At 57.0% G+C, this 23,934-nt stretch carries 20 protein-coding genes; 12 read left to right on the top strand and 8 right to left on the bottom strand.

Annotated elements, in window-relative coordinates:
- Window positions 1-48: 48 nt before the first annotated feature.
- The 4 genes from HMPREF2920_RS09080 to HMPREF2920_RS09065 form a co-directional block, all read right to left on the bottom strand.
- Window positions 49-1,656, bottom strand: coding sequence for an SLC13 family permease (locus HMPREF2920_RS09080; protein WP_070549534.1), 1,608 nt, complete (start codon window positions 1,654-1,656; stop codon window positions 49-51).
- A 281-nt stretch (window positions 1,657-1,937) separates the two neighbouring features.
- Window positions 1,938-2,378 carry a hypothetical protein gene (locus HMPREF2920_RS09075; RefSeq protein WP_016422649.1) on the bottom strand — a complete coding sequence of 147 codons (441 nt, stop codon included), beginning with the start codon at window positions 2,376-2,378 and terminating at the stop codon, window positions 1,938-1,940.
- Window positions 2,379-2,417: 39 nt separating this feature from the next.
- Complete coding sequence (locus HMPREF2920_RS09070; protein ID WP_048733265.1) at window positions 2,418-4,163, bottom strand: DEAD/DEAH box helicase; 1,746 nt, start codon at window positions 4,161-4,163, stop codon at window positions 2,418-2,420.
- Window positions 4,160-4,408 carry a DUF3039 domain-containing protein gene (locus HMPREF2920_RS09065; RefSeq protein WP_005509477.1) on the bottom strand — a complete coding sequence of 83 codons (249 nt, stop codon included), beginning with the start codon at window positions 4,406-4,408 and terminating at the stop codon, window positions 4,160-4,162. Before HMPREF2920_RS09065 ends, HMPREF2920_RS09070 begins: the two co-directional genes overlap by 4 nt.
- A 174-nt stretch (window positions 4,409-4,582) precedes the next feature.
- Here HMPREF2920_RS09065 and HMPREF2920_RS09060 point away from each other — a divergent pair, with 174 nt between their 5' ends.
- From HMPREF2920_RS09060 to galE, 6 genes are all read left to right on the top strand, one after another.
- Window positions 4,583-5,122: a DUF3099 domain-containing protein gene (locus HMPREF2920_RS09060; protein WP_016422647.1), complete on the top strand. Its 540-nt coding sequence runs from the start codon at window positions 4,583-4,585 to the stop codon at window positions 5,120-5,122.
- A gap of 38 nt (window positions 5,123-5,160) precedes the next feature.
- A complete protein-coding gene (locus tag HMPREF2920_RS09055; RefSeq protein WP_070549536.1) occupies window positions 5,161-6,726 on the top strand; it encodes a DUF7782 domain-containing protein in 1,566 nt (521 codons plus the stop codon).
- Complete coding sequence (dtd, locus tag HMPREF2920_RS09050) at window positions 6,727-7,161, top strand: D-aminoacyl-tRNA deacylase (RefSeq protein WP_070549538.1); 435 nt, start codon at window positions 6,727-6,729, stop codon at window positions 7,159-7,161.
- Between the two features lie 136 nt (window positions 7,162-7,297).
- On the top strand, window positions 7,298-8,287 hold the full coding sequence (locus HMPREF2920_RS09045; RefSeq protein ID WP_016422644.1) for a sigma-70 family RNA polymerase sigma factor: 990 nt from the start codon (window positions 7,298-7,300) through the stop codon (window positions 8,285-8,287).
- 303 nt (window positions 8,288-8,590) lie between these two features.
- Window positions 8,591-9,271 carry an iron-dependent transcriptional repressor DtxR gene (locus tag HMPREF2920_RS09040; RefSeq protein ID WP_016422643.1) on the top strand — a complete coding sequence of 227 codons (681 nt, stop codon included), beginning with the start codon at window positions 8,591-8,593 and terminating at the stop codon, window positions 9,269-9,271.
- Entirely contained in the window at window positions 9,268-10,251 is a 984-nt protein-coding gene (gene galE / locus HMPREF2920_RS09035; RefSeq protein WP_016422642.1) for a UDP-glucose 4-epimerase GalE, read from the top strand. The genes HMPREF2920_RS09040 and galE overlap by 4 nt, the downstream gene beginning before the upstream one ends.
- Window positions 10,252-10,277: 26 nt before the next feature.
- Here the strand turns inward: galE and HMPREF2920_RS09030 are convergent, their stop codons facing one another.
- Window positions 10,278-11,390, bottom strand: coding sequence for a DUF4192 domain-containing protein (locus HMPREF2920_RS09030; RefSeq protein ID WP_049193020.1), 1,113 nt, complete (start codon window positions 11,388-11,390; stop codon window positions 10,278-10,280).
- Between the two features lie 229 nt (window positions 11,391-11,619).
- Between HMPREF2920_RS09030 and HMPREF2920_RS09025 the strand changes: the two genes are divergently transcribed.
- Both HMPREF2920_RS09025 and HMPREF2920_RS09020 read left to right on the top strand, forming a co-directional pair.
- Complete coding sequence (locus HMPREF2920_RS09025; protein WP_016422640.1) at window positions 11,620-12,822, top strand: PAC2 family protein; 1,203 nt, start codon at window positions 11,620-11,622, stop codon at window positions 12,820-12,822.
- Between the two features lie 42 nt (window positions 12,823-12,864).
- Window positions 12,865-15,384, top strand: a complete 2,520-nt coding sequence (locus tag HMPREF2920_RS09020) for a DEAD/DEAH box helicase (protein WP_141750518.1) — start codon at window positions 12,865-12,867, stop codon at window positions 15,382-15,384.
- Between the two features lie 77 nt (window positions 15,385-15,461).
- Here the strand turns inward: HMPREF2920_RS09020 and HMPREF2920_RS09015 are convergent, their stop codons facing one another.
- Window positions 15,462-16,394, bottom strand: a complete 933-nt coding sequence (locus tag HMPREF2920_RS09015; protein ID WP_049193018.1) for a hydrogen peroxide-inducible genes activator — start codon at window positions 16,392-16,394, stop codon at window positions 15,462-15,464.
- A gap of 105 nt (window positions 16,395-16,499) precedes the next feature.
- Here HMPREF2920_RS09015 and HMPREF2920_RS09010 point away from each other — a divergent pair, with 105 nt between their 5' ends.
- Entirely contained in the window at window positions 16,500-17,096 is a 597-nt protein-coding gene (locus tag HMPREF2920_RS09010; RefSeq protein ID WP_016422637.1) for a peroxiredoxin, read from the top strand.
- A gap of 5 nt (window positions 17,097-17,101) precedes the next feature.
- Window positions 17,102-17,626, top strand: coding sequence for an alkylhydroperoxidase, AhpD family (locus HMPREF2920_RS09005; RefSeq protein WP_016422636.1), 525 nt, complete (start codon window positions 17,102-17,104; stop codon window positions 17,624-17,626).
- Between the two features lie 126 nt (window positions 17,627-17,752).
- On the opposite strand, the gene HMPREF2920_RS09000 is transcribed toward HMPREF2920_RS09005, so the two are convergent.
- A complete protein-coding gene (locus HMPREF2920_RS09000; RefSeq protein ID WP_070601514.1) occupies window positions 17,753-18,970 on the bottom strand; it encodes an ABC transporter permease family protein in 1,218 nt (405 codons plus the stop codon).
- Window positions 18,971-19,112: 142 nt separating this feature from the next.
- Window positions 19,113-21,215, bottom strand: coding sequence for a neutral/alkaline non-lysosomal ceramidase N-terminal domain-containing protein (locus HMPREF2920_RS08995; protein WP_070601515.1), 2,103 nt, complete (start codon window positions 21,213-21,215; stop codon window positions 19,113-19,115).
- 216 nt (window positions 21,216-21,431) lie between these two features.
- Between HMPREF2920_RS08995 and HMPREF2920_RS08990 the strand changes: the two genes are divergently transcribed.
- Together HMPREF2920_RS08990 and HMPREF2920_RS08985 are read left to right on the top strand one after the other, a co-directional pair.
- Entirely contained in the window at window positions 21,432-22,934 is a 1,503-nt protein-coding gene (locus HMPREF2920_RS08990) for a DUF1846 domain-containing protein (protein ID WP_016422633.1), read from the top strand.
- Between the two features lie 61 nt (window positions 22,935-22,995).
- Complete coding sequence (locus HMPREF2920_RS08985) at window positions 22,996-23,928, top strand: oxygen-dependent tRNA uridine(34) hydroxylase TrhO (RefSeq protein ID WP_016422632.1); 933 nt, start codon at window positions 22,996-22,998, stop codon at window positions 23,926-23,928.
- The last annotated feature ends 6 nt before the right edge of the window (window positions 23,929-23,934 follow it).

The following is a 23,934-nucleotide window of genomic DNA, read 5'->3' as shown; positions in this document are numbered from 1 at the left end:
GGTTCAGCACACTGGCCCACCATCCACTACGGGCTACTACCTACCCAGCTAGTACACGACGCCGAATACCCACTGCAGCAGCGTCAGCGATGCCACAGAAATCACGATCAGTGCGACGACGTTCAGCCAAACACCGGCCTTGACCATGTTGTCCATGCTGACGTAGCCGGAGCCGTAGGCGATGGCGTTCGGCGGTGTTGCAACCGGCATCATGAATGCCGAAGTAGCTGCCAGTGCAACTGGAACTGCGAAGATCATCTGGTCGTGGCCCAGACCGATTGCCATCGCACCAACCAGCGGCAGGAAGGTCGCGGCCGTCGCGGTGTTAGAGGTGAACTCGGTCAGGAACAGCACAACGGCGCCGACGACAACCACGAGTGCAGCCACTGGCATCCAGCCGAGAGTAGACAGCTGCTCGCCAATCCAGTCCGACAGCCCAGAGGCACCGAACTGCGAGGACAGCGCCAGGCCACCACCGAACAGCAGCAGCACACCCCACGGCAGCTCCAACGCATTTTCCCAGCGCATGAGCTTCACGCCATTAGGGCCACCCGGAATAAGGAACAACGCAATACCCACGGTCATTGCGATAACCGCATCGGCAATCTTGGTGTCGGGCAGCAGCACCGGAACAAAGACCCACGCCAGTGCCGCCGCGATAAACACTAGGAGCACTCGGCGCTCTCCAGTCGACATACGGCCAAGGCGCTTCAACTCGTCACGCATGAGTTCGCGCCCACCTGGAATATGCGTAATCTCCGGCTTAAACAGAACATTTGTCAGCAAAAACCATGCACAGAGCATGAGCACAACCGCCACCGGGACACCCAGCAGCATCCACTGGCCGAACCCAATGTTGACACCCTGCTCCGCCATGTAGGCCGCCAGCATCGCGTTCGGCGGAGTACCAATAATCGTGCCCAGCGAGCCAATCGATGCCGCGTAAGCGATACCCAGCATCAGCGCGATACCGAAGTTTGACTTTGGCATCGGGTCATAGCTTGACGACGACTCCTCGGCCTCCTCCAGCGCATCCCCACCGGGGGTTTCAGCGACGGATTCACTCGCAGAGCCCGTATCCTCTGCAGGAACCTTTTCATCGTGCAGCATTCGGACAATGAGGCTCAGGACGGACACACCGATTGGCAGCATCATCACGGCCGTGGCCGTGTTGGAGACCCACATCGACAGGAAGCCAGTAGCCACCATGAAGCCGAGAATCAGCATTTTTGGTGACGACCCCATGAGCACCAGAACCCACAATGCGACGCGCTTGTGGAGGTTCCAACGCTGCATCGCCAGCGCCAACAGGAAGCCGCCCATAAAGAGGAAGATGGTCGGGTCTGTGTACTTGCCCGAGAAATCCTTAATCTCCGCGAGGTTGAGAATCGGGAATAGAGCCAGCGGCAGCAGAGCCGTAACGGCAATCGGGATAGCCTCGGACATCCACCACACGGCCATAAGCACTGCTACACCTGCGGTTGCACGCAGGTTGTGATCGAGCTCAGCCGGCATAAAGAAGTACACGAGCAGGGCCAGGATGATACCGAGTCCTAGACCGGTGCGCTTACGGAAAAGCTCCCGGCTGAGGTATCCACGGTCTTGTTGGCCAGGTGACAGTTCCGGGGAGTTATCGCGCGTAGATGTCGCTGCCACGATTCACGCTCCTATTTAATAATCAGCAGACATCCTGTATTGCACGCATGTTCAAACGTTTACCGCATGTGGGGATGCCAAATGTGGGTACTTTCTGACACCAATATCATTACCAACACTCGGCCAAATATGAGATTTCACTAAGAAACCCCCGGCCGAAACTGCAGGCAGTTGGGCTTCGGGGGTGGACTACGGGGTTAGCTCATTTCCTGATTGCGTATCTGGCATTGACCGAAAACTCCGGGCACAAAGTAAGACCGCCATTGATGTCGCTTCCAAACTCACTCCGATTGCTTCTTTGGCTGATCAGTACCCATCTGCTTAGAGATGCACTCGGCATACTCTCCAGAGGTGCGCTCGAACTTCTCGCACTTCGACATCGCATCTGATGTCGACGAATACAGCATCAGCGATACCACGGCGGCTGCAATACCCGTCACAATGCCGACCACGCCCAATCCGAACGAACCGCTGATGACCGCGTCTCCCCCGGCTGCCTGCACGCGTTTCTTGGCACTCATTGCCTTCGCCATCGCGATGATGCCCAGAACAATGCCAAAGACACCGAGGATGCCACCAACAATCATCCAGGACATCAAGAGTCCGCCGACGCCAAAGATCAGTGCCAGCACGCCAATAGTCCGACCGTCATTGCCTGGTACAGCTGACAAACCACCGCCGGTCAATTCCGACGGCCTCGACTTATCACTGCTTGCCGACATTCTTCTCTCCACCATAGATTGCTCAGTTCGTTTGAAACCCTACCAATTACGCAGGTAGCTGATGCGATCACGCAACTGTTCCTCCGTACATAGCGCAGTCGGCGGGCCACCACAGGCGCGCCGAACCTCGTTATGCACTTGACCATGTGGCTTACCGGTTCGCGCCGCTGTCATCGACACCAGCGTATTGAGCTCCTTCCGCAACTTCGGCAACACCTCACTGGCCACCTTCTGCGGCCTTGGGTACGCCGATCCCTCAATCCGGTGCACCGCGCCCCCTTCGCCTCCGCTTGACGACGATTCCCTCGCCTCCTCGCGGGCTTCCTTCTCTCGGGCACTGGCGGCTTTAAGCTGTTCATCCTGCCGCTGACGCAGCAAGAGTCGCATCTGATCGGCGTCGAGAAGCCCTGGCAAACCCAGATAATCGGCCTCTTCGGCGGAACCGGCAACGGTTGCGGTGCCGTAGGAGGAGCCGTCGTAGATGAGGTAGTCAAGTTCAGCATCCGCGCCAATGGATTCGTAGGCCGGCAGCAATTCGTCGGGCTCATCCTTGCGGCGATTGGCCTCAGCGACCAAGTCATCCTCCCAGCCTTCCGAAGGCCGATCCGGCTTGCCGAGCACGTGGTTGCGCTGCACCTCCATCTGCGAGGCCAAGTCGAGCAGCACCGGAATCGACGGCAAGAAGACCGAAGCGGTCTCCCCCGGCATGCGGCTTCGCACGAATCGTCCGATAGCCTGCGCGAAGAATAGTGGAGTCGAGGAACTGGTCGCGTACACGCCGACCGCCAGCCTCGGCACGTCCACGCCTTCGGAGACCATGCGCACGGCCACCATCCACTCATCGGTGGACTCGGAGAAAGTCTTAATTCGTTCCGACGAGCCCGGTTCATCCGAGAGCACTAACGCCACCGGCGTAGAGGCAATCTGCTCGAGAATGCGTTTGTACGCACGGGCAGTTGCCGCGTCGGAGGCGATAACCAGGCCACCCGCGTCCGGGATATGCTGCCTCATCTGCGAGAGCCGGGTGTGCGCTGCCCGCAGCACAGATGGCATCCACTCGCCCTTTGGGTCAAGCGCGGTGCGCCAAGCACGCGTGGTCTCCTCTGGACTCATCACGGTGCCCAGACGCGCAGCAAACTCATCGCCCGCACTATCACGCCAGCGGGCTTCACCGGAATAAGCCAGAAAGACCACCGGGCGGACAACGCCGTCGGCAAGCGCATTGGAATAGCCGTACGTGTAATCAGCGACGGAACGCGAGTAACCATCGCCGTCCGGCGAGTAGCGAACAAACGGAATCGCTGCGTCATCGGAGCGGAACGGCGTACCAGTTAGGCACAGGCGGCGTTCGACATCGCCGTAAGCTTCGGAAATACCGTCGCCCCAGCTCTTGGCATCGCCGCCGTGGTGCACCTCGTCCAGAATCACCAATGTCGGCCGAGCGGTGGCTACGGCATGGTGCTTAAACGGATGCACTGCGACTTGGGCGTAGGTCACAACAATTCCCTGGTAGGAGGGGTTTACCACACCCTTGGCGTTGGTGAATTTGGGATCCAACGCAATCCCCGAACGAGCAGCGGAAGCAGCCCACTGCACTTTCAGGTGCTCAGTGGGAACCACGACGATGATGCGCTCGACGATCCGGCGCGACAGCAACTCACTGGCGATACGCAAGGCGAAGGTCGTCTTACCTGCGCCCGGTGTCGCCACTGCAAGGAAGTCCTTGGGGTTAGTCGCCAGGTATTTGTCGAGGGCCTCCTGCTGCCATTTACGAAGCCCGCTCACTTGCGACGCAGGGACTTGTAAATCCGCTCGCAGTCAGGGCATACCGGTGAACCCGGCTTCGCTGACTTCTTCACAGGGAAGGTTTCACCGCACAGAGCAACGACGTAGGAGCCGTTGACCGCGGAGTTCACGATCTGGTCCTTCTTGACGTAATGGAAGAACTTCGGGGTATCGTCCCTCGTCGACTCATCGACGCGGGTATCGGTGCGTTCAATCGTCTTTGTCGTCTTCAATGGAGTGCTCACAGATTCCAATTGTGCCCCATCGGTCAAATTATGCCCAGTGACCCAGGTGCTGGCCGCTGCTGACTGCTGCCTTCCACAGCCATCCACAACATCGCTACGACTACGCGAGCATGCGGCTGCAACGGACATAGCTAGTTGAGACGACCCCACGCCACAGGCGTATGCTAGACAACCATGGCGCGAATCAATGACCGTCGCGACTCCGCGCTGCCGAAACGCGGAAGTTCCCGGCGACGCAAGAAAGACGCGGCGTTGATTACCGACGCCCGCGGCTCTCGGATTCGCAACTATGACCACCGCCGCCACGTCTACGCGGCTCTGCAATGGTCTCGCATTCCGCTGCTGCTTCTTTCCGGCGCTTTTTATCTGTGGTGGGATGTGCCGTGGATTGCAGCGATTCTCATGGTCGTCTCCGTACCCATGCCGTGGATCGCGGTTGTCATCGCCAATGGCGTTGGAGAACCCGCTGACAAGCGTAAGCCGCGCGTCTACAAGCCTGGAGTTGTACGCGAGCAAAACCGCAAATGGGAGGAGCAGCAACGCCAGCGCGCCCTCAAGGAAGCAGAGATGCGCGCGCTCGGTTCTGCCGCCAGTACCGAAGACACCGACGCACCGACGCAGTCCGGTAACGAGACCACCTCAAATCCCTTCGATGACGCAAATGTCATCGATATGCCGGAAGACGACGATTCGTCGTCAAGCTCCCCTAACTAGCCCCTCCGCCCCGCTTTACGACGAAGGTAGTGCCTACGATGACCTTTTCCCCCTCCACCTTCACCCCACCGACTGATCAGCAGCTTCGTGATTTTGTCGACTGTGCGGAGGAATTTGCCACCGCGCTCAGGCGCCTTGAGTTTTCCAGTGAGTCACTGCGTCGAGTCCTAGGCGCCGAGGGACTGGCCGCGCTGGACCGCGGTGAGCCCGGCGTTGTCGATGTTCTACTTACCGAAACTGAGGGCGTTTCTGCGGACACTGTGACCGCGTTGCGTCTTTTCATCCTGGGCGATTTCGCCGACGCACAGCAGCTATTTGGGGCTGAGCTGACAGCCAAGTTACTGGGCAGCGGCATACTTGCCGGCACCGCCACCAACGCACAGGTGTGTATCGATGTGCGCCCGGTCGAGATTGCGGGAGTCGACCGTATTGTCTTTTCCGACCGCGATGCCTCTATGAGCGATCACGTTCCTGGACCCGATCATGTCTTGGGCGTAGGGCGGGCTTCCCGCTCCCTCCTCGATATTTCGCCGACCTCGGCGGTGGAATCCGTACTCGACCTCGGTGCCGGTTGTGGCGTCCAGAGTCTTGCCCAGCCGGATGCAAAGTCGATTGTCGCGACGGACATTCACCCCCGGGCGCTGTTTTTTGCCCGCGCTACTTTCGCCGCAAATGGCTTCGACCAGGCGCAGGCCGTCGAAGGTTCGTGGTTTGAACCGGTTGCAGGCAAGAAGTTTGACCGCATTGTGGCGAACCCGCCGTTCGTCGTAGGGCTGCCAAGTGTGGAACATGTTTACCGTGACTCAGGATTGAATCTGGACGGTGCCACCGAACTTATGATCCGCGGTCTGGCCGACCATCTCACCGACGGCGGCACGGCGCATCTGCTCGGTGCTTGGGCCCATATCGAAGGCGAAAGTTGGCAACAGCGCATCGCCTCTTGGCTCCCTGCTGAAGGCCTCGAAGTGTGGGTAACACAACGAGATGTCGCCACGCCGGCGGAATACATCGGCACCTGGCTTCGAGACGAGTCCATCGACCCCCGCAGCCCAGAAGGCTGCGAGCGCTCCCGTGCCTGGCTGGAGCACTTCCGCAACAGCGGCGTGACAGGCATCGGGTTCGGCTACATCACAGTCCAACGCATTGCCGGCCCGACTTCCGCCGTGTGCGAAGAAATGCCGCAGCCTTTGGCCGCTCCCTTCGGCGCCGAAGCCCAGGAGTATCTCGGCCGCGCCGAATGGCTTCGCGCACAAACTGCTAACACCATCCTCGAAGCTGCCTTTACTCTGCGCCCTGGCGTCGCCTTAGAACGCGTTTCGCTTGCCGACGTCGACAGCGGCCAGGGCTTCACTGAGTTCGATACGCGCATCTCACGCACCGACGGCCCCGCCTGGACACACTCAATCGATGAGTCCGTGGCAACCATTCTGGGTGCGCTGCATCCCGAAGCTGCTCTGGGCTCCGTCATCGACATCATGGCAATGTTTGGAGCCTTTGATGAGTCCGAAGTCCCTGCAATCAAGGACGCCCTAGTTCCCATCGTCGTTGACCTGGTTCGCCATGGTCTGATTCTCCCCACCGAGCTCTTGGAGGATAAACAGTAAATGAAAGCCGTTCTCACCCTAGTTAAATCCGCGTCAGTCACTGTCGACGGCTCCGTTGTTGGCCACGTTGACGGAGGCGATACCGGCGCCATTTTGGCGCTCGTAGGTGTTGGCCGCGAGGACACTGCCGATGCTTGGGAAACGATGGCCCGCAAGATCGCGGAGCTGCGCATTCTGGATGGCGAGCTCAGCGCTGTCGACGCTGGCGCCCCGGTGCTCGTTGTTAGCCAATTCACGTTGATGGGGGCGACAAAGAAGGGACGGCGGCCGTCGTGGGTAGACGCGGCTCCGGGCCCAGAAGCCGAACCCGTCATAGAAAAAATTGTCGAGAACTTGCGCAATCGTGGCTTGACGGTCGAAACGGGACAATTTGGAGCAATGATGGAGGTCGCATCCGTCAATGATGGACCCTTTACAGTTCTCGTAGAATGCTAGTCGCGGCAGTTTTTCTAAACATTATATTTGCATGGCAAAATTACCCTATTGACATTCATCAACTTTCACGGGAACATTTCCGTAACTCCGTGCGTTGTAGTTATTGAGTCCACTTAAAAATCCAGGAGGCAGATTCATGAAGAGTGCCGATATTCAAAATGACGAACTGGAAGGTCAGCCACGGGACAAGGGGCGCCGCACTGGCAATAACTCCAATCCGTCCGCCGATTTGGTTCGTGTGTATTTGAACGGCATCGGAAAGACTGCTCTTCTCAGCGCTGAAGAAGAGGTGGAACTTTCTAAGCGCATTGAAGCCGGTGTATACGCCGAGCATTTGCTGCAGACCGGCGCGAAAATGACCCGCGCAAAGAAGCGTGATGTCAAGATTTTGGCAAAGGAAGGTAAGGCTGCACGCGCCCACCTACTCGAAGCCAATCTCCGTCTTGTGGTCTCGCTGGCGAAGCGCTACACCAACCGCGGTATGCCTCTGCTGGATCTAATCCAGGAGGGCAACTTGGGCCTCATCCGCGCCATGGAAAAGTTCGACTACACCAAGGGCTTCAAGTTTTCCACTTACGCAACGTGGTGGATTCGCCAAGCTATTACCCGCGGTATGGCTGATCAGTCGCGCACTATTCGCCTCCCCGTCCATTTGGTTGAGCAGGTCAACAAGATTTCTCGTATCAAACGTGAGCTCTACCAGCAGCTCGGCCGTGAGGCTACGAATGAGGAATTGGCAGAGGAATCCGGCATTCCAGAGGCCAAGATCGAGATGCTGCTGCGTCAGTCCCGCGACCCGGTGAGCTTGGACATGCCGGTGGGCACTGATGAGGAAGCTCCTCTGGGAGACTTCATCGAGGACTCAGAGGCAACTGATGCCGAGGAGGCAGTTGTCGCTTCCCTGCGTCACCACGATGTCCGCAAGGTTCTGTCCACTCTCGAGATTCGAGAGCAGGAAGTTATTAAGCTCCGCTACGGTCTCGACGATGGCCTGCCCCGCACGCTGGATCAGATTGGCCGCCACTTTGGCCTGTCTCGAGAGCGCGTCCGCCAGATTGAGCGGGAAGTTATGTCCAAGCTCCGCGAGGGTGACCGTGCTGACAAGCTGCGTGAGTACGCAAACTAACGCCACATGGCGGTGACATCGATAGGGTTCCTAATTTCAGCCCTGAGATAGAGCTGGACTTCAATGCCGACCCCGTGCCGGAGTTTCATCCACACTGGCGGTCGGCGTTTTCGTCTGCACGTCGAACTTTCGACATCGCGTACGCTCCCTTCCGTCTCAGCAGCGCCCACCGAACCAAGCTTTTCGCTGCCTAATCAGCACCAAAGCCACTAGATTTGCGAGCCCTAACATCTTTCTTGCGCAAGTGTGGTTATCCTAATACTTGAGTGAAAACTTTTAAGACTGTGTTATCGGAGGAAAACCGTGAGGGATTTGGTTGACACCACGGAAATGTACTTACGTACGATTTTCGAACTCGAAGAAGAGGGCATCATTCCTTTGCGTGCTCGCATTGCCGAACGCCTTGAGCAGTCGGGGCCGACCGTTAGCCAAACCGTTGCGCGCATGGAGCGCGATGGCCTTCTCGTAGTTGCCCCAGATCGCAGCTTGCAGCTTTCCGACGAGGGCCGCAGGCTGGCCACGGCTGTCATGCGTAAGCACCGCCTAGCTGAGCGCCTACTTACGGATGTCATTGGCCTCGAATGGGACAAGGTTCACGACGAAGCCTGCCGCTGGGAGCACGTAATGAGTGACGAGGTCGAGCGCAAACTTCTCGACGTGCTTGACTCTTACACACGCTCCCCATTCGGCAATCCGATTCCCGGTTTGGGAGACCTCGGTGGGACTCAGTCACCAGAGTCGTTAGAGAACGTTCGCCGACTGTCCGATCTAAACCCCGGCGAGTACACCGTTGAGATCGTCCAGATTAACGAAATCCTGCAGGTCGAGCAGAGCTACATGAAGCGTCTCCACAAGGCTGGAATTATGCCGGGTACTGAGGCACTTGCCGAGGTTGCCGCCGGCCGCGTGACTCTCGCCCGTGGTGATCATTCTCTTGACATTCCGGATACTCTGTCTCACGCAATCATGGTGATTATCAAATGAAACTCCTCGTCACTGGTGGTGCCGGCTACGTCGGTAGCGTGTGCTCGGCAGTATTGATTTCTCTTGGCCACGATGTCACCATTCTGGACAACTTCTCTGTTGGCAACCGTGATGCGGTGCCAGAGGGCGCGACCCTAGTCGAAGGCGATGTGGCGGACAAGGCCTACGAGGTTCTGTCCTCCGACAGCTTCGACGGCGTCGTTCATTTCGCTGCGAAATCGCTTGTTGGCGAGTCTGTTGAGGTTCCTTCCGACTACTGGCACAACAATGTGGGCCAAACCCTGAAGCTACTCGACGCAATGCGTGATACCGGTACGAATAACCTGGTGTTCTCTTCGACAGCTGCAACCTACGGTGAGCCAGAGAAGACACCAATTACCGAAGACATGCCAACCGCACCGACCAACCCTTACGGTGCCACCAAGCTGGCCATGGACTACGCCATCTCGTCTTACGCCAAGGCATACAACATCGGCGCTACCAGCTTGCGTTACTTCAATGTGGCGGGTGCCTGGGGCGGTTTTGGCGAAAACCGTGAGGTGGAAACTCACCTCATCCCCCTGGTACTGCAGGTTGCGCTCGGTCACCGCGACAAGATTATGGTCTTTGGCAATGACTGGCCGACTCCGGACGGCACCGCGGTTCGTGACTACATCCACATCAAAGACCTCGCCGATGCGCACGTCTTGGCACTGGAGTCCAACACGCCGGGAACCCACCGTATCTTCAACCTCGGTTCTGGCGACGGCTTTTCGGTTCGCCAGGTTATTGAGACCTGCCGTAAGGTCACCGGTCACCCGATTCCTGCTGAGGATGCACCGCGTAGAGCCGGTGATCCGGCAACCCTTATTGCCTCTTCTCAGCGCGCCATGGACGAGCTCGGATGGAAGCCCAATCATACGGAGCTGGAAACCATCGTCGCCGATGCATGGGAGTACACCAAGAACCTCGGCGACCGAGCCCACTCGGCGCACCGCTAGGTACTGCAGCACAGCTTGCAGGGTCGCTAATCAATACGCGGCATTTTCACCTTGTATACCCTGCGCAGCACCTCTTGTGCCGCACCAAGAATTGTGCCAACGCACCTCGGCACAATTTGATTGGCGACCGCAATTTCCAGCAACTGAGTCAGTGAATGATTCGGTTGCTCCCCCGCTGCCTCATCGAGAGCTGTTTGCGCATAGTTCTCCAGCCCAGCCGCGAACTTTGCGATGGCAAAACACGCTAAAGCGTTAGCACGCAGGCTGCCGCGGTGGACGATTGCGGCCTCGCGCCAGATTTCTCCCATTGATTGCGCCAACTGCGTAGTAATGAAAATCATGGACATATCGCGCAAGGTGACGTTGGTCAGTGCTGCAGCAATGGCATATCCCGCGGTTTCATCGCGAACCGCCTCATGTGCATCCATCACACCATCGGCCACGTTTTCCACGGCGGCTTTTAGCATGTCGAAATGCTCGATGAGCGCGGGATTGTCCGAACCAATTTTGAGCTTCCTAGGCTGCTCAACGGCTGTCGCTCGTTCCCGGAGGCGTTCAATCAGAGCCCTGTCTTTACTGTCGCGGAATTGGCCACCTCGAAAATAGCTGCGGTACTCCTCATAGTTTTTGAAAATCTGCTCTCCCTGCCGAGAGATTAGATTTGCATTGTCGGTCATCAGACTGTCACCGACAATGCCGACGATCTCTCCCTGCTCGTCCGTGACAACTTCCCCCGCAGCAATAGTGGCAACGCCCGCCAAACGCACCTCATGCAGGCCGCCTTCTCGCAGCCAGCCTGTAATAGGTGTGGAGTCCTTTTCAATCCCCCAGGATTCGTCGATGATAAACACATCTGCGTGAGTGCATCCTTCATCGAGCAGGAAGTCCGCGGCTGCCCGCACCAAGTCAGGATTGTTCTCCATCGAGGCCACATCCTTAATCAGCATCGGGCCAGCATGCGCTGTCGGATCAAACTCGACCTTGCCATCGATGAGATCTTCGACCTGCTGACGATACAACGCCGCAATCACTACCTGCCCCCGCGGATAGAATCCAACGATTCCCGGCAGGTTCGTCAGAAAAACACTCGGCTCAATTTCAGGCTTTTGTCCTGCACCGAAGTTCTGTTTGTTTCCCATTAATTCCTTACCCCTTTTCCCCCATTGGAATAGCTCGACAGCGGACAATCCTCTCGCCATCTGGTGGCTCTCATTGTTATCGAATCCGCAACAGCCTTGCTTGTGCGCGACCGGAAAAATCGGCCCATCTGTGGACTACTTTCTACTTGTGGATAACTGGAATAGTTTCTGCGGTATCGTGGTTGTTTACTTCAAATGACGAAAAATGTGATGCAGGAGGTAGTCGTACGTGAGTGATCCGACCGACAAGCCTCAGGGCAATATGTACGAGGTAGTTTTTCCGGTTCCTGACGTAACGGGAAGCGAGGGCCATCTGACCCTGGTCATTGCACTTAGCGGTTATGCGGATGCCGGTAATGCCGTCTCGGAATCAGCTAGTTTCCTCTTGGATGCTCTCGAGCACCGTCCATTGGTGAACTTTTCTATCGACGAGCTGATTGATTATCGTTCTCGCCGTCCCTCTGTGACGATGAACCACGACCAGATTGTGGATGTATCCGATTTGAACCTGTCACTCAATGTGGTTCGCGACAACGTCGGTAAGCCGTTCTTGCTGCTTTCTGGCCCTGAGCCAGACATGCGGTGGGAGGCTTTCTCGACTGCCGTTGCAGAGTTGGCGGAGCGCTACGATGTCGGTCGGACTGTGTCGCTGTACTCGGCTCCGATGACGGTTCCGCACACCCGACCACTGGGCATCATCGCCCATGGCACAGATAAGCGGAAACTCGGTGATATGCATACCTGGGGAAACCGCGTCACAGTTCCGGGTGCTGCGAGCCTGAACATTGAGTACGAGCTCGCAAGCCGCGGTTGTGATGCCTTTGGTTTCACCGCACAGGTGCCACACTATGTCGCGGCCTCTGAGTATCCGCTGGCGTCACTGCGGCTGTTGCAGGAGGTAGCAAAACTAGCCAAGCTCGAGCTCCCGCTTGAGGCGTTGGAGAAGGAATCCGCGCGGGTGGCGGAGCTGCTCAATACGCAGACGAATGATTCCGGCGAGGTCTCTCAGCTGGTCAATCTTCTCGAGGAACAGTACGACCAGGAAGTTCAACGTCGTCAAGAGCTGGAGACTTCTCCCCTGCTTGGACCTAACGGCGAGATGCCTTCGGCCGACGAGATTGGCGCTGAGTTCGAAAGGTTCCTCGCTTCTCAACCGCTGCGCCCAGTAGAGGATTCTTCCTCGCTTGACGACGAGGCGGAGACCCCGGCCAGCTCGGATTCCTCGGCAACTACATCAGAGGACACTGACGCACACTCGGAAGAATCCGAGTCGGCCTCGGCGGATGATAGGTCTGCGGAGTTTTCTGCAGACGGCACTGCCGAACAGCCTGAGTCAGAACAGCCTCGGGAAGAGCAGGCGGAAAGCGAAGAATCCGGTGAACCGGAACAACCTCGCCGTCGGCGCGGCTGGAAGCCCTGGTTCCGCTTCTAATCCGGGGTTACCGCTAGGGTGGGAAGCGTGTCACTATCTGAAATGCTTCCCGACCTAGCTGAGGTTCCAGAGTCCCTTTTCGACGATGCGATTATGGACTCGTTCATTGCCTGGACCAGGGATCAGGGCATCACGCTCTACCCGGCCCAGGAGGAGGCCGCTATTGGTCTCGCTGGTGGCGACCACGTCATCCTTGCCACTCCGACAGGTTCGGGCAAGTCCATGGTGGCTATTGCTGCCCACTTCTGCGCCCTCGCTCGTGGCCAGCGCAGCTTTTACACAGCGCCTATTAAGGCCTTGGTCAGCGAGAAGTTCTTTGCCCTCTGCGAGGTCTTTGGCGCTGAGAACGTCGGTATGATGACCGGCGATGCCACCGTCAACGGTGGTGCACCCATCATCTGCGCAACTGCGGAAATTGTCGCCAATATCGCCCTGCGCGACGGGGCCGACGCCGATATTGACCAGGTGGTAATGGATGAATTCCACTTCTATGCGGATCCCGATCGCGGGTGGGCATGGCAAGTGCCCTTGCTCGAGCTTTCCCGTTGCCAATTCCTGTTGATGTCCGCCACTCTCGGCGATACTCAAAAGTTTGAGACGGATTTGAAGGAACGCACGGGACTCGACGTCAACCTCGTTACAGGTACGACGCGCCCGGTACCGCTGGATTTCCACTATGTCTACACACCAGTTCATGACACGCTGGCGGAGTTGCTGGAATCCGGCAAAGCCCCAATCTACATCGTCTTTTTCTCCCAGCGCCAAGCAGCTGAACAGGCTCAGGCACTGACCGGTCTGAAGCTGCTGACGAAGGAGGAGAAGGAGCGGATTCGCGAAGAGATTGGCGATTTCCGGTTTACCACGGCCTTTGGTCGAGTTCTTTCCAAGTTGGTGCGCCAGGGCATTGGCGTCCACCATGCGGGAATGCTGCCGAAGTACCGTCGTTTGGTTGAGCGTCTCTCTCAGACTGGTCTGCTGAAGGTCATCTGTGGCACGGATACCCTCGGCGTCGGCATTAACGTGCCTATTCGCACGGTGCTGATTACCGGTTTGGCCAAGTTCGATGGCCGTCGTAGCCGTATTCTCAAGTCACGCGAGTTCCACCAGATCGCTGGACGCGCCGGCCGTGCTGGCTACGACACCGAGGGCACCGTAGTTGTCGAAGCACCTGAACACGAAATCGAAAACGCCAAGCTGCGGCGCCGTGCCGGCCAGGATGAGGCCAAACTGAAGAAGTTGCGGCTGAAGTCCGTTCCCAAGGGCGAAGTGACATGGTCGGAGAAGACCTTCGACAAAATCGTTTCTCAGCCACCGGAGCCGCTGACCAGCCGCTTTGCAGTTACCAACGGTATGTTGCTCAACGTCATTGCACGTGGTGGCGATACCTACGAACACATGCGTCATCTGCTGCGCACCAATCACGACACCCGCCACCAGCAAAATGAGGCTATTCTGACCGCAATTGAGCTCTACCGCGGTTTGGTCAACGCGGGAATCGTCGTCATGCATGGCGAGGGCGATGACTGCCGCCCCGAGCTGACAATGGAGCTGCAGCGTGACTTCGCGCTCAATCAGCCGCTGTCGCCTTTCGCCATCGCCGCGCTCGAACTGTTGGATAAGGACAGCCCGAACTACGCACTCGATGTCATCAGTGTGTTTGAGTCAATTCTGGAAGACCCTCGCCCACTGCTCATCGCGCAGCAGAAAAAGGCACGCGGTGAAGAAATCGCCGCGCTCAAGGCCGAGGGTGTTGATTACACCGAACGTATGAACATCGTCGAAGACATCACATGGCCGATGCCGCTTGCCGACGAGCTGGAGGGCGCATTCGACACCTATGCTCAAGGTCACCCGTGGGTGCGTGAGTTTTCGCTGTCGCCCAAGTCTGTGGTGCGCGAGATGGTGGAAAAGGCCATGACTTTCTCGGACGTGGTATCTGAGTATGGAATTGCCCGCTCTGAAGGTATTTTCCTGCGCTACCTCACCGATGCCTGGCGCACTTTGCGACACACTCTCCCTCCGGAAGCCGCTAACGAGGAACTCCGGGACATTGTGGAATGGCTCGGCGAGCTCGTTGTGCAGGTGGATAACTCCCTGGTGGATGAATGGGCGCAGATGGCCGATCCGGACAAGCCATTGGACGAGGAAACTCTCAAGGAAGCGGCTTTTGACACCGACGAGTCGCGGCCCCTTACAGGCAACGAACGTGCATTTACCCGTATGGTGCGCAATCTCATGTTTCGCCACGTGCAGCTCTTTGCCTTTGAAAAGGAGGAGGAGCTGGCCGACCTGGACAACTACCTCGACGATGCGCCAGATTGGCCTGCCGCGATGGATGACTACTTCGATGAATACGATGACCTAGGGATCGATGCAAAGGCTCGCGGCGGCGATATGATTTCGATTGACCGCAAGGCTGGTGAGGGCCTATGGCATGTGATCCAGATACTCGATGACCCTGAGGGCGACCACGGCTGGCGCTTTGAAGCGGGCGTTGACTTGGCTGCATCTGATGAATACGGCGAGGTCAGGTTGGCATCGCTGCGAATTATTCAGGGATAAACGCGAAAAACCGGGCTGGAACTACCAGCCCGGTTTTGCTTATTTCATACGCTACTGCGGCATGCGCCAAGAGAGCTTTAGGCAACAGCGTCTATGTAGGCCTGCCGTACCAGTTCAGCAATTCGATTGAACTCGCCGCCGCGTACCGATGATGCGCGGTGAACCAGCCCAATGGTGCGTCCCGGCCGTGCCGGACCTTCGAATCGCGCAACAGCCAGGCCGGGACGGTCGGCCTCAATCTTGACAGCCGATTCCGGTACAAGCGACTGCCCCAACCCACCGGCAACACACTGCACGACGGTCGATAGAGAAGCCGCCCGTGTTTCCAAGCTGGAGGTCTCGCCGTGAACAGCATCGACCTTGCGACAAATATCCAACACTTGGTCGCGCAGGCAATGACCGTCGTCAAGCAGAAGCAAGTCCAAGTCTCTGATTGCCTCAAGCTTTACCTCTTCCTTACCTGCCAGCGGATGATCCTCTGGCACGACGATGTAGAACTCTTCGTCGTAGAGGTAGATCTCTTCAAAGGAAGGCACATCGGACGGCAGTGCCATGATGGCTGCATCAATGGTGCCGGAGCGAAGTGATTCGATGAGGCGCTCGGTCGGCTCTTCGACGATCCTAGGCTTTAGATCTGGCAGCTCGTCACGAACCAACTGGAGGAAGTTGGGCAGCACGTATGGAGCAACCGTAGGGATAACACCAATGGATAGTGGTCCGGACAAATCATCTGTACGGCCAGAGGCGCGAGCAACGATCTCGTCAACAATTTCAGATGCTTGGCGGGCATATGGAATCAGTCCGCGACCGAGTGGCGTCACCAGCACTCGGCGAGTCGAACGCTCTACAAGCTGCACCCCCAGTCCCTGCTCAAGGGTGGAAAGCGCTTGTGACAGGCTGGGCTGTGAAATGCCGAGGCGGGCAGCGGCTTGACCGAAGTGACCGGTATCGGCAATCGCGACAAAGGCACGTAACTGAGGCAAAGTGGGCCGATAATCTCTATTACGCATACCTATAAGCCTACACGAGCTTATTAACTTTTTCCTCTTGACGGTTCGGGGATCCATAGGCATAATGGTGTGTGACCCCAAAAGGAATACATTCAGGAGGATTCCATGGCAATTTTGACTGTTGGCGACAAGTTCCCCGAGTTTTCTCTGACCGCTCTGAAGGGCGGCAACCTGCGTGATGCAAACGCTTCTTCTCCGGATGACTACTTCGAGCAGGTAACCAATGAGTCTTACGAGGGTAAGTGGAAGGTCGTCTTCTTCTACCCGAAGGACTTCACCTTTGTCTGCCCGACTGAGATTGCTGCATTCGGCAAGCTGAATGAGGAATTCGAGGACCGCGACACCGTTATTCTCGGTGGCTCTGGCGACAACGAGTTCTCCCACTTCAACTGGCGTGCAACCCACGAGGAACTGCTGGACATCCCGTTCCCGATGTTCTCCGACATCCGCCATGACCTGATGCGTGCACTCGGTGTCGAGAACGCTGACGGTGTTGCAGATCGCGCAACCTTCATCATTGACCCGGACGGCATCATTCAGTTCGTCTCCGTTACCCCGGACGCTGTCGGTCGTAACGTTGACGAGGTTCTGCGTGTTCTCGACGCTCTTCAGTCTGAAGAGGTCTGCGCATGTAACTGGCAGAAGAATGACCCGACCAAGAACATCGACAAGATGGACGTTCTGAAGCAGGAGCTGAAGTAACTCATATGAGCATCGATAACCTTCGTTCCGGTCTACCGGAGTACGCCAAGGACATGAAGCTTAACCTTGGCACTCTCACCCGTTCTACGGAACTCTCCGAGCAGCAGCTGTGGGGTACCCTGCTTGCATCCGCTGCTGCCACCCGCAACGAGACTGTTTTCTCCGAGATCGCCGAGGAAGCCAAGGAGCACCTGTCTGACGAGGCTTTCGAGTCTGCACTTGGTGCGGCCACCGTTATGGGCATGAACAACGTTGCTTACCGCACTCGCCACATGCTCGGTGATGACTACGCACAGGTCAAGTTCGGCCTGCGCATGAACATCATCTCCAATCCGGGTGTCGAGAAGGAAGACTTCGAGCTGTGGTCTCTGGCAGTTTCTGCCATCAACGGCTGTGAAGCTTGCGTGACTTCTCACGCAAAGGTCGTCCGCGATGCCGGTCTGACCAAGGAGCAGGTCTGGGAAGCTGTGAAGATTGCAGGCACCGTCTCTGGTGTTGCACAGGCTGTCTTCGCCGAGGCTACCCGCTAAATATTCGGAGCATAGGTTCGGCTTTTGATAGCCGAACGCTCCCCAGCAGGATTACCTGCTGACGAAATAGCGCCCGAGGAACCAATTTTTATCGGTTCCTCGGGCGCTTTCTCTTGTTTGGTTTGGCTACTGCTGCGGAGGGTAATAACCCGGATTCTCCTGGGCTTCATTAACTACTCGACGGCCACCGATGAGCTGACGGTAAATATGTACTTGCACGAGGAGAGCAAGCGGGACTGTGTACAACATACCGATATAGAAGAGCATTGCACCTGCGGAAGAAACAATTGACGTCAGAATGAATGCAACGAGCATCGTCCAATACTGAGGCTTCACCAAGCGCCAAGCGACGACCGGAGCCTCAAGTGCTGTTGCTCGACCATCGAAAACAAGAAGCGGCATAGTCGCTGTGATTGGCATGATGAAGATGGACAGCACAAATACCAACAGGTAGCCGATGGGAATCATCGCAGCTGCAGCTTCACTGCCGTTGGCAGACAGGGATGCTCCAGCGATGAAGAGTGCCATCCCCGGAAGCATGGCGAGCAGCCCCACCAGGAACGTGACAATGTAGGCACCGATAAGAGATCCCCACCGGTTTACACGGAAGAAAGTACCGTAGCTCGGCACTCGCCCGTCGACAGCTTCGAATGCACCGCGCAGCATGAATGCCTGCATCGCGAACATGCCCACCGCAAATAGCAGTGCCATCGCGCCGAGAGTCGCGAACATCGACCCTAAATCCTCAAACGGAACATCGCCTGGATAGTTCGGCTCAAAGTCCGGATCGAAGTCACCAGATGCAAAGAGAATTGCCGCTGCGCCAACAATCAGGGCAACTAGTACGGCGAAGAACGTCAGCATGATGCCAAGCCAGGAAGCAAAATTGCTGTTTAGACTACGAAACGCCGCGGAAAAGGCACGTCCAATGTCGACCTTCGTCGACCCCTGTGCCACAGGCTTCACCGGCGGCTCATCGCCACCTGGCATGTTGACACCTGGAGCAAGCGCGCCGGCTGCAGGATTCCCACCTGCCGGTTGCTGCCAGTAGCTCGAGTCCGCACCATAGGGTTGCCCGGCATAACTATCGCGAGACTCGCCAGTACCGTAAGAAGGAATTGCGCCATAAGCCTGTTCACGGCCGTAAGCCTGATTCCACTCTGGCGAATCCTCTGGTCCACGCGGGCCATGTTGTGCGTCCGAATCGAACCCGTAAGGGTTGTAATCCTGCGAACCATTGTTGGGAAAACCGTGACTCTGGGAGTCATAGTTATTGGACTCATTGTCCCGGCTGCCGTCACCGTAAGGATCGTTGTTGCTATATGGATCGTTTGAGGTACTCATGAAGCAAATTGCTCCTGCCAAATTGACGGATACATACAAATAATGCGCACAACGGACTATACGTGAGACAAGCCCTTGATGAGTTTTTAAAGGCCGAAGTATAAGTCACATTATGCGCATGGACGTATTTAATTGGACGTTCTTACACGAGCTCCACCGCGGCGACTCCCTCGAATTCGTTCAGTGAATCACCGACACCCAACGCGCTACCACGCACGATGATGTCATACTTGCCCGGCGCGACTCCTGCGGTCTCCCAAGTGACCTTGGCGGTGGTATAAATACCGTCCTTGGCAAACTCAATGACAGTTGCTTGGTCCCAGTCGTCGGAAACAATCTCGCCGCGGTCATTCTTGATAAGTAGGTAGCCGTCTTCCAGTCGCAAGTCGTTATTCGGATTTGCCGCGACGAATTGGGCAACGGCCTTCTGCCCTACCGTGATGCTTGCAGTCGATTCGAGCACGTCACCAAAATTCTTGCCCATTGGTGCGGAATCGATAATCTTTCCTCCTGCTGGCGACGGCGGGATGATGCCAGTGAGATCACCTGCAGCACTACCCGGGTCGACAGCCATGCCGTCGGCAAGCGCGTGGGCGAGATCGTGATAGATGGAGATCATCGCACTGAGCGTGTACTTGCCGAAAGCCGTCGCGCCGCCCTCGTAGTCCTGCTGATCGTATTCCTCTGGGGTAACGACGTAGTGTCCATAGCTGTTGGTGTAGCCCTGGCAGATGACAGTGTCGATTGGAACGCCGAGGACATCGGCGACGTGCTGACGCATGCGGTAACCCGACATCGTGGTGGGTTCAAGGCCGTTGGTAATCAAGGTGAAGCCACCGATGCGGGTGATGGAGAACATATGGGTCTGCTGGAGAAGACCATCGATGTAGCCCACTGGCAGCAGGCACTCTTTCTCACCCTGAATCTCCCCGATATTCTTCGGGAGTACGACGTTATTGAGCTGACGTACCCACGGTGTGCCTCCACGCTGACCCTCGTTGAAACCTAGGGCCGGTTCGCCGCCGCCGTCCTCCTGGCTACTGGCTGCGAAGGCCGCACCGAGGATTGCAGGTCCAGTGCGGTGTGGCTGGCCATCGGGCGTGAATTGGCCATCGATGTCGACATCGCCGAGGTTGACCCACTTGTGGACGGTGGAGATCCCGCCTCCTGGCAGTGCAATGGTCTGGCCTTGGGTAGCGTCAATCTGACGCTGACCGAGAATGCGGGCGGACTCTGCTTCGTCTCCGTTGCCGGGACCCGAATTTGGCACGAGCCCCATGTTCGGGCTGATGTCACCCGGGCACGACATGGTAAATGCGGCGACAAAGGGGGCATCGGCCGGCTCACGGTGGGTAACCCCGCGGTCGACCTCAACCTTCCATGCTGCATAGCCCTTGTTGTCGCCGTCGATGATGGTGTGCTCGGGGCCGAAGGTGGTCGGATGAATTCCATACCAGTTAATGAATCCGACTTCGCGACCACCGCGACTCACGTGCAGTGTATGGCTTTCCGGGTTGACTCCGTCGGGGAAAAGACGCTGTTCTTCCTCGGGGTTACGCCTGAATGCCTCCAGGGAGCGGTTAACACCCGCATCCTTGGCAATCCCCTTGGTCAGGTGGATAGTCGACGGCTGGTAATCAGCGTGTGCACGTTCAATAGCCTTGACCACACCGACGACCACAGCTTCGAAAGTGACGGGACGGAAACCGAGAGTAGTCAGGTCGACCATAAGATGGCCCGATGTACCACCCGGCGCGACATGCGTATGAGATGCGCAGATAAGCACGTTGCCCTCGTGGTAGAGGTCTCCGAAGAGAGCTCGCAGTCGCCGCAGAACTTCCATCTGGATGGACTGGAACATGAGCCCCATATCTGCGGTGACGTGGACGACACGGTTGTCGTTGTCATCACCGAAGATGAATGCACGCGCCATCTGGCGAAGACGCAGACCCGAGGTGGTCTGGTCCATGACCGCATACCCGTTCATGCCAGCGCCGAGTGGCTCGCCTGTCATGTCAGCCATTCCTCGACCGACATTCAAAGTGGTGGTCGAATTCCCCGCGGCGGCAGAAGCCCCGTTTGCAGGAGCGGCGTTTGCCTTTGATGCACCATTTACGGCAGGCATCATACTCGCAGCTGACACGGCAGTTGCTCCGACGAGGAAGCCTCGCCTGCCCACTTGGTACGGGGCGCGTGCGGTTGGTTCTGCCGAATTCGACGATGATGCCATCTGGGGATCGAGCATGTCACATCCTCTTCATATTTCTTTTTGAATATCAATATGTTGGACTTTAATCAGACAATCCCCTACGCGTGGCCTAATAAGCCAAAGTTCCCAAAATTCCCCCCGCGACAGCAGTAACCGATACGACATTCGCAAGGCAGTATCACTACCATGGACACAGTAGAATTTCGCAAGCTTTAGCGCGCTCCTCGCAGACACAACTTCAGAAAGGGCACCATGGCTCAGGCTGTCGGTTTTAACCGCGAAAAGTACATCGAAATGCAATCCGCTCATATTAAGAAGCGGCGCGCAGACATCGCAGGTGAAGGCGGCAAGCTCTATCTCGAAATGGGCGGCAAGCTATTTGATGACATGCATGCCTCGCGCGTGCTCCCCGGCTTCACGCCTGACAATAAAATCGCTATGCTCGATCGCCTCAAAGACGATCTGGAAATCATGGTGTGCATCAATGCCAAGGATTTGGAGCGCCACAAGGTCCGCGCTGACCTCGACATCACTTACGAAGACGATGTGCTGCGCCTCGTCGATGTCTTTCGTGAACGCGGGTTTCTAGTCGACAGCGTCGTCGTCACGCAGCTTTCCGACGACAACACCCTGGCAAAGAACTTCATTGAGCGCCTGCAGCGACTCGGATTGAGCGTAATCCGCCATCGCAATATCGAGGGCTACCCGACAAACACGGAGAAAATTGTCAGTGAAGCCGGCTTCGGGCTGAATGAATGGGCGCAAACGTCGCGGGACTTGGTCGTTGTTACAGCGCCGGGCCCGGGCTCTGGAAAGCTGGCGACCTGTCTATCGCAGATTTATCACGATCACAAACACGGAATTCGTTCCGGTTACGCAAAGTTTGAGACCTTCCCTATCTGGAACCTGGCACTCGAACACCCGGTAAATCTGGCCTACGAGGCGGCAACAGCTGATCTCGATGACATCAATCTCATCGACCCTTTTCATTTGGCCGCCTATGACACCAAGGTCACCAGCTATAACCGTGATGTCGAGGTCTTCCCACTGCTGCGCACTCTGTTGGAGAAGCTCGCGGGCGAGTCGCCGTACAAGTCACCGACCGACATGGGCGTCAATATGGCCGGTTACTGTATCGACGATGACGAAGTGTGCCGAGAGGCATCCAACCAGGAAATCGTTCGCCGTTACTACAAGGCTCTTGTCGACGAACACAAGAACAGCGCAGACGACGAAGTCTCACAGCGCATTGCCATGATTATGAGCAAGGCCAACGTGTCGACAGCCGCCCGCCGAGTCGTCGCACCAGCACTTGAAGTTGAGAAATCTACCGGGGCACCGGGTAGCGCAATCGAATTGCACGACGGCACAATCATCACGGGCAAGACTTCTGAACTACTCGGATGCTCAGCAGCAATGCTCCTCAACGCTCTCAAGAAGCTCGCCAATATCGACCCGGACTTGCACTTGCTCTCCCCAGCTGCCATTGAGCCAATTCAAACGCTTAAGACGCATCACCTGGGCAGCCGCAACCCCCGCTTACATACCGACGAGGTTCTTATCGCCCTTTCCGTGTCGGCGGCCACCAGCGACGATGCCCGCGCAGCCCTCGCCGAGCTGAAGAACCTTCGAAACTGCGATGTCCACACCACCACCATTCTGGGCAGCGTGGACGAAACAATTTTCCGCAACCTCGGTGTGCTAGTGACTTCGGAGCCTAAGTACCAGAAGAAGGCTCTCTATCAGAAGCACTAAGCCATACCAGCAGCTCACGCCGAAAATAGGATAACTGAGAGAGCAGACTAGAATAGTCCCCGTGAGCATCAGCAAGATTCTTCTGTACTACCAGTTCGCCCCACTGTCCGATCCGCGTGCCATCATGCTATGGCAGCGCGATCTTTGCGAGTCGTTAGGGCTCAAGGGCCGCATTCTGGTGTCCGAGCACGGCATCAATGGCACCGTCGGCGGTGATCTCGATGCCTGCAAGAAGTACATCAAGAAAACCAAGCAGTACCCCGCTTTTCACTCCATGCAGTTCAAGTGGAGCGAAGGCGGCGCTGATGACTTTCCAAAACTCTCCGTCAGGGTTCGCGACGAAATCGTCGCTTTCGGTGCTCCGGGTGAGCTGAAAGTCGATGTCGATGGTGTCATTGGCGGCGGCACACATTTGAAGCCGGAAGAGGTCAATAAACTGGTCGAGGAACGCGGCGACGATGTCATCTTCTTCGATGGCCGCAACGCAATGGAAGCCGAGATTGGCAAGTTTAAAAACGCTGTCGTCCCGGACGTAAAGACCACGCACGACTTCATCGACGAACTGGAATCCGGTAAGTACGACTGGATGAAGGACAAGCCGGTTATCTCCTACTGCACCGGCGGCATCCGCTGCGAGATCCTCTCCGCACTTATGAAGAACCGCGGTTTCGAAGAGGTCTACCAAATCGACGGCGGTATTGTGCGCTACGGCGAAAAGTTTGGCAATAAGGGGCTGTGGGAAGGCTCCCTATATGTCTTCGACAAGCGCATGCATATGGAGTTTGGCGATGGCATCGAAGACGAGGACTACGTACAGCTCGGGCACTGCGTCCACTGCGGCAAGCCCACAAACACCTTCCAGAACTGCATCAACGAAGATACCTGCCGTCGTCAGGTGCTTATTTGCGATGATTGCTGGGAGCACACCGAGACACAGCACTGTGGGCGCGAGGACTGCAAGGAAGTTGCCGAAGAGCTAGCAGCCGCAAAGTAGGACGCT

It is taken from the genome of Corynebacterium sp. HMSC075F02, from assembly GCF_001838335.1.
Lineage (GTDB): Bacteria > Actinomycetota > Actinomycetes > Mycobacteriales > Mycobacteriaceae > Corynebacterium > Corynebacterium jeikeium_D.
Note: the sequence above shows the minus strand (reverse complement) of the source record. Positions and strands in the feature narration are given on the sequence as shown.

Bases quoted from the DNA above. Each gene is read 5' to 3' on its own strand.
- HMPREF2920_RS09055 (WP_070549536.1), top strand. From the start codon at position 5,161: ATGACCTTTTCCCCCTCCACCTTCACCCCACCGACTGATCAGCAGCTT.
- HMPREF2920_RS08995 (WP_070601515.1), bottom strand. From the start codon at position 21,215: ATGCTCGATCCCCAGATGGCATCATCGTCGAATTCGGCAGAACCAACC.
- HMPREF2920_RS09015 (WP_049193018.1), bottom strand. From the start codon at position 16,394: ATGCGTAATAGAGATTATCGGCCCACTTTGCCTCAGTTACGTGCCTTT.
- HMPREF2920_RS09075 (WP_016422649.1), bottom strand. From the start codon at position 2,378: ATGTCGGCAAGCAGTGATAAGTCGAGGCCGTCGGAATTGACCGGCGGT.
- galE (WP_016422642.1), top strand. From the start codon at position 9,268: ATGAAACTCCTCGTCACTGGTGGTGCCGGCTACGTCGGTAGCGTGTGC.
- HMPREF2920_RS09010 (WP_016422637.1), top strand. From the start codon at position 16,500: ATGGCAATTTTGACTGTTGGCGACAAGTTCCCCGAGTTTTCTCTGACC.
- HMPREF2920_RS09030 (WP_049193020.1), bottom strand. From the start codon at position 11,390: ATGGGAAACAAACAGAACTTCGGTGCAGGACAAAAGCCTGAAATTGAG.
- HMPREF2920_RS09000 (WP_070601514.1), bottom strand. From the start codon at position 18,970: ATGAGTACCTCAAACGATCCATATAGCAACAACGATCCTTACGGTGAC.
- HMPREF2920_RS09045 (WP_016422644.1), top strand. From the start codon at position 7,298: ATGAAGAGTGCCGATATTCAAAATGACGAACTGGAAGGTCAGCCACGG.
- dtd (WP_070549538.1), top strand. From the start codon at position 6,727: ATGAAAGCCGTTCTCACCCTAGTTAAATCCGCGTCAGTCACTGTCGAC.
- HMPREF2920_RS08990 (WP_016422633.1), top strand. From the start codon at position 21,432: ATGGCTCAGGCTGTCGGTTTTAACCGCGAAAAGTACATCGAAATGCAA.
- HMPREF2920_RS09005 (WP_016422636.1), top strand. From the start codon at position 17,102: ATGAGCATCGATAACCTTCGTTCCGGTCTACCGGAGTACGCCAAGGAC.
- HMPREF2920_RS09060 (WP_016422647.1), top strand. From the start codon at position 4,583: ATGGCGCGAATCAATGACCGTCGCGACTCCGCGCTGCCGAAACGCGGA.
- HMPREF2920_RS09020 (WP_141750518.1), top strand. From the start codon at position 12,865: ATGCTTCCCGACCTAGCTGAGGTTCCAGAGTCCCTTTTCGACGATGCG.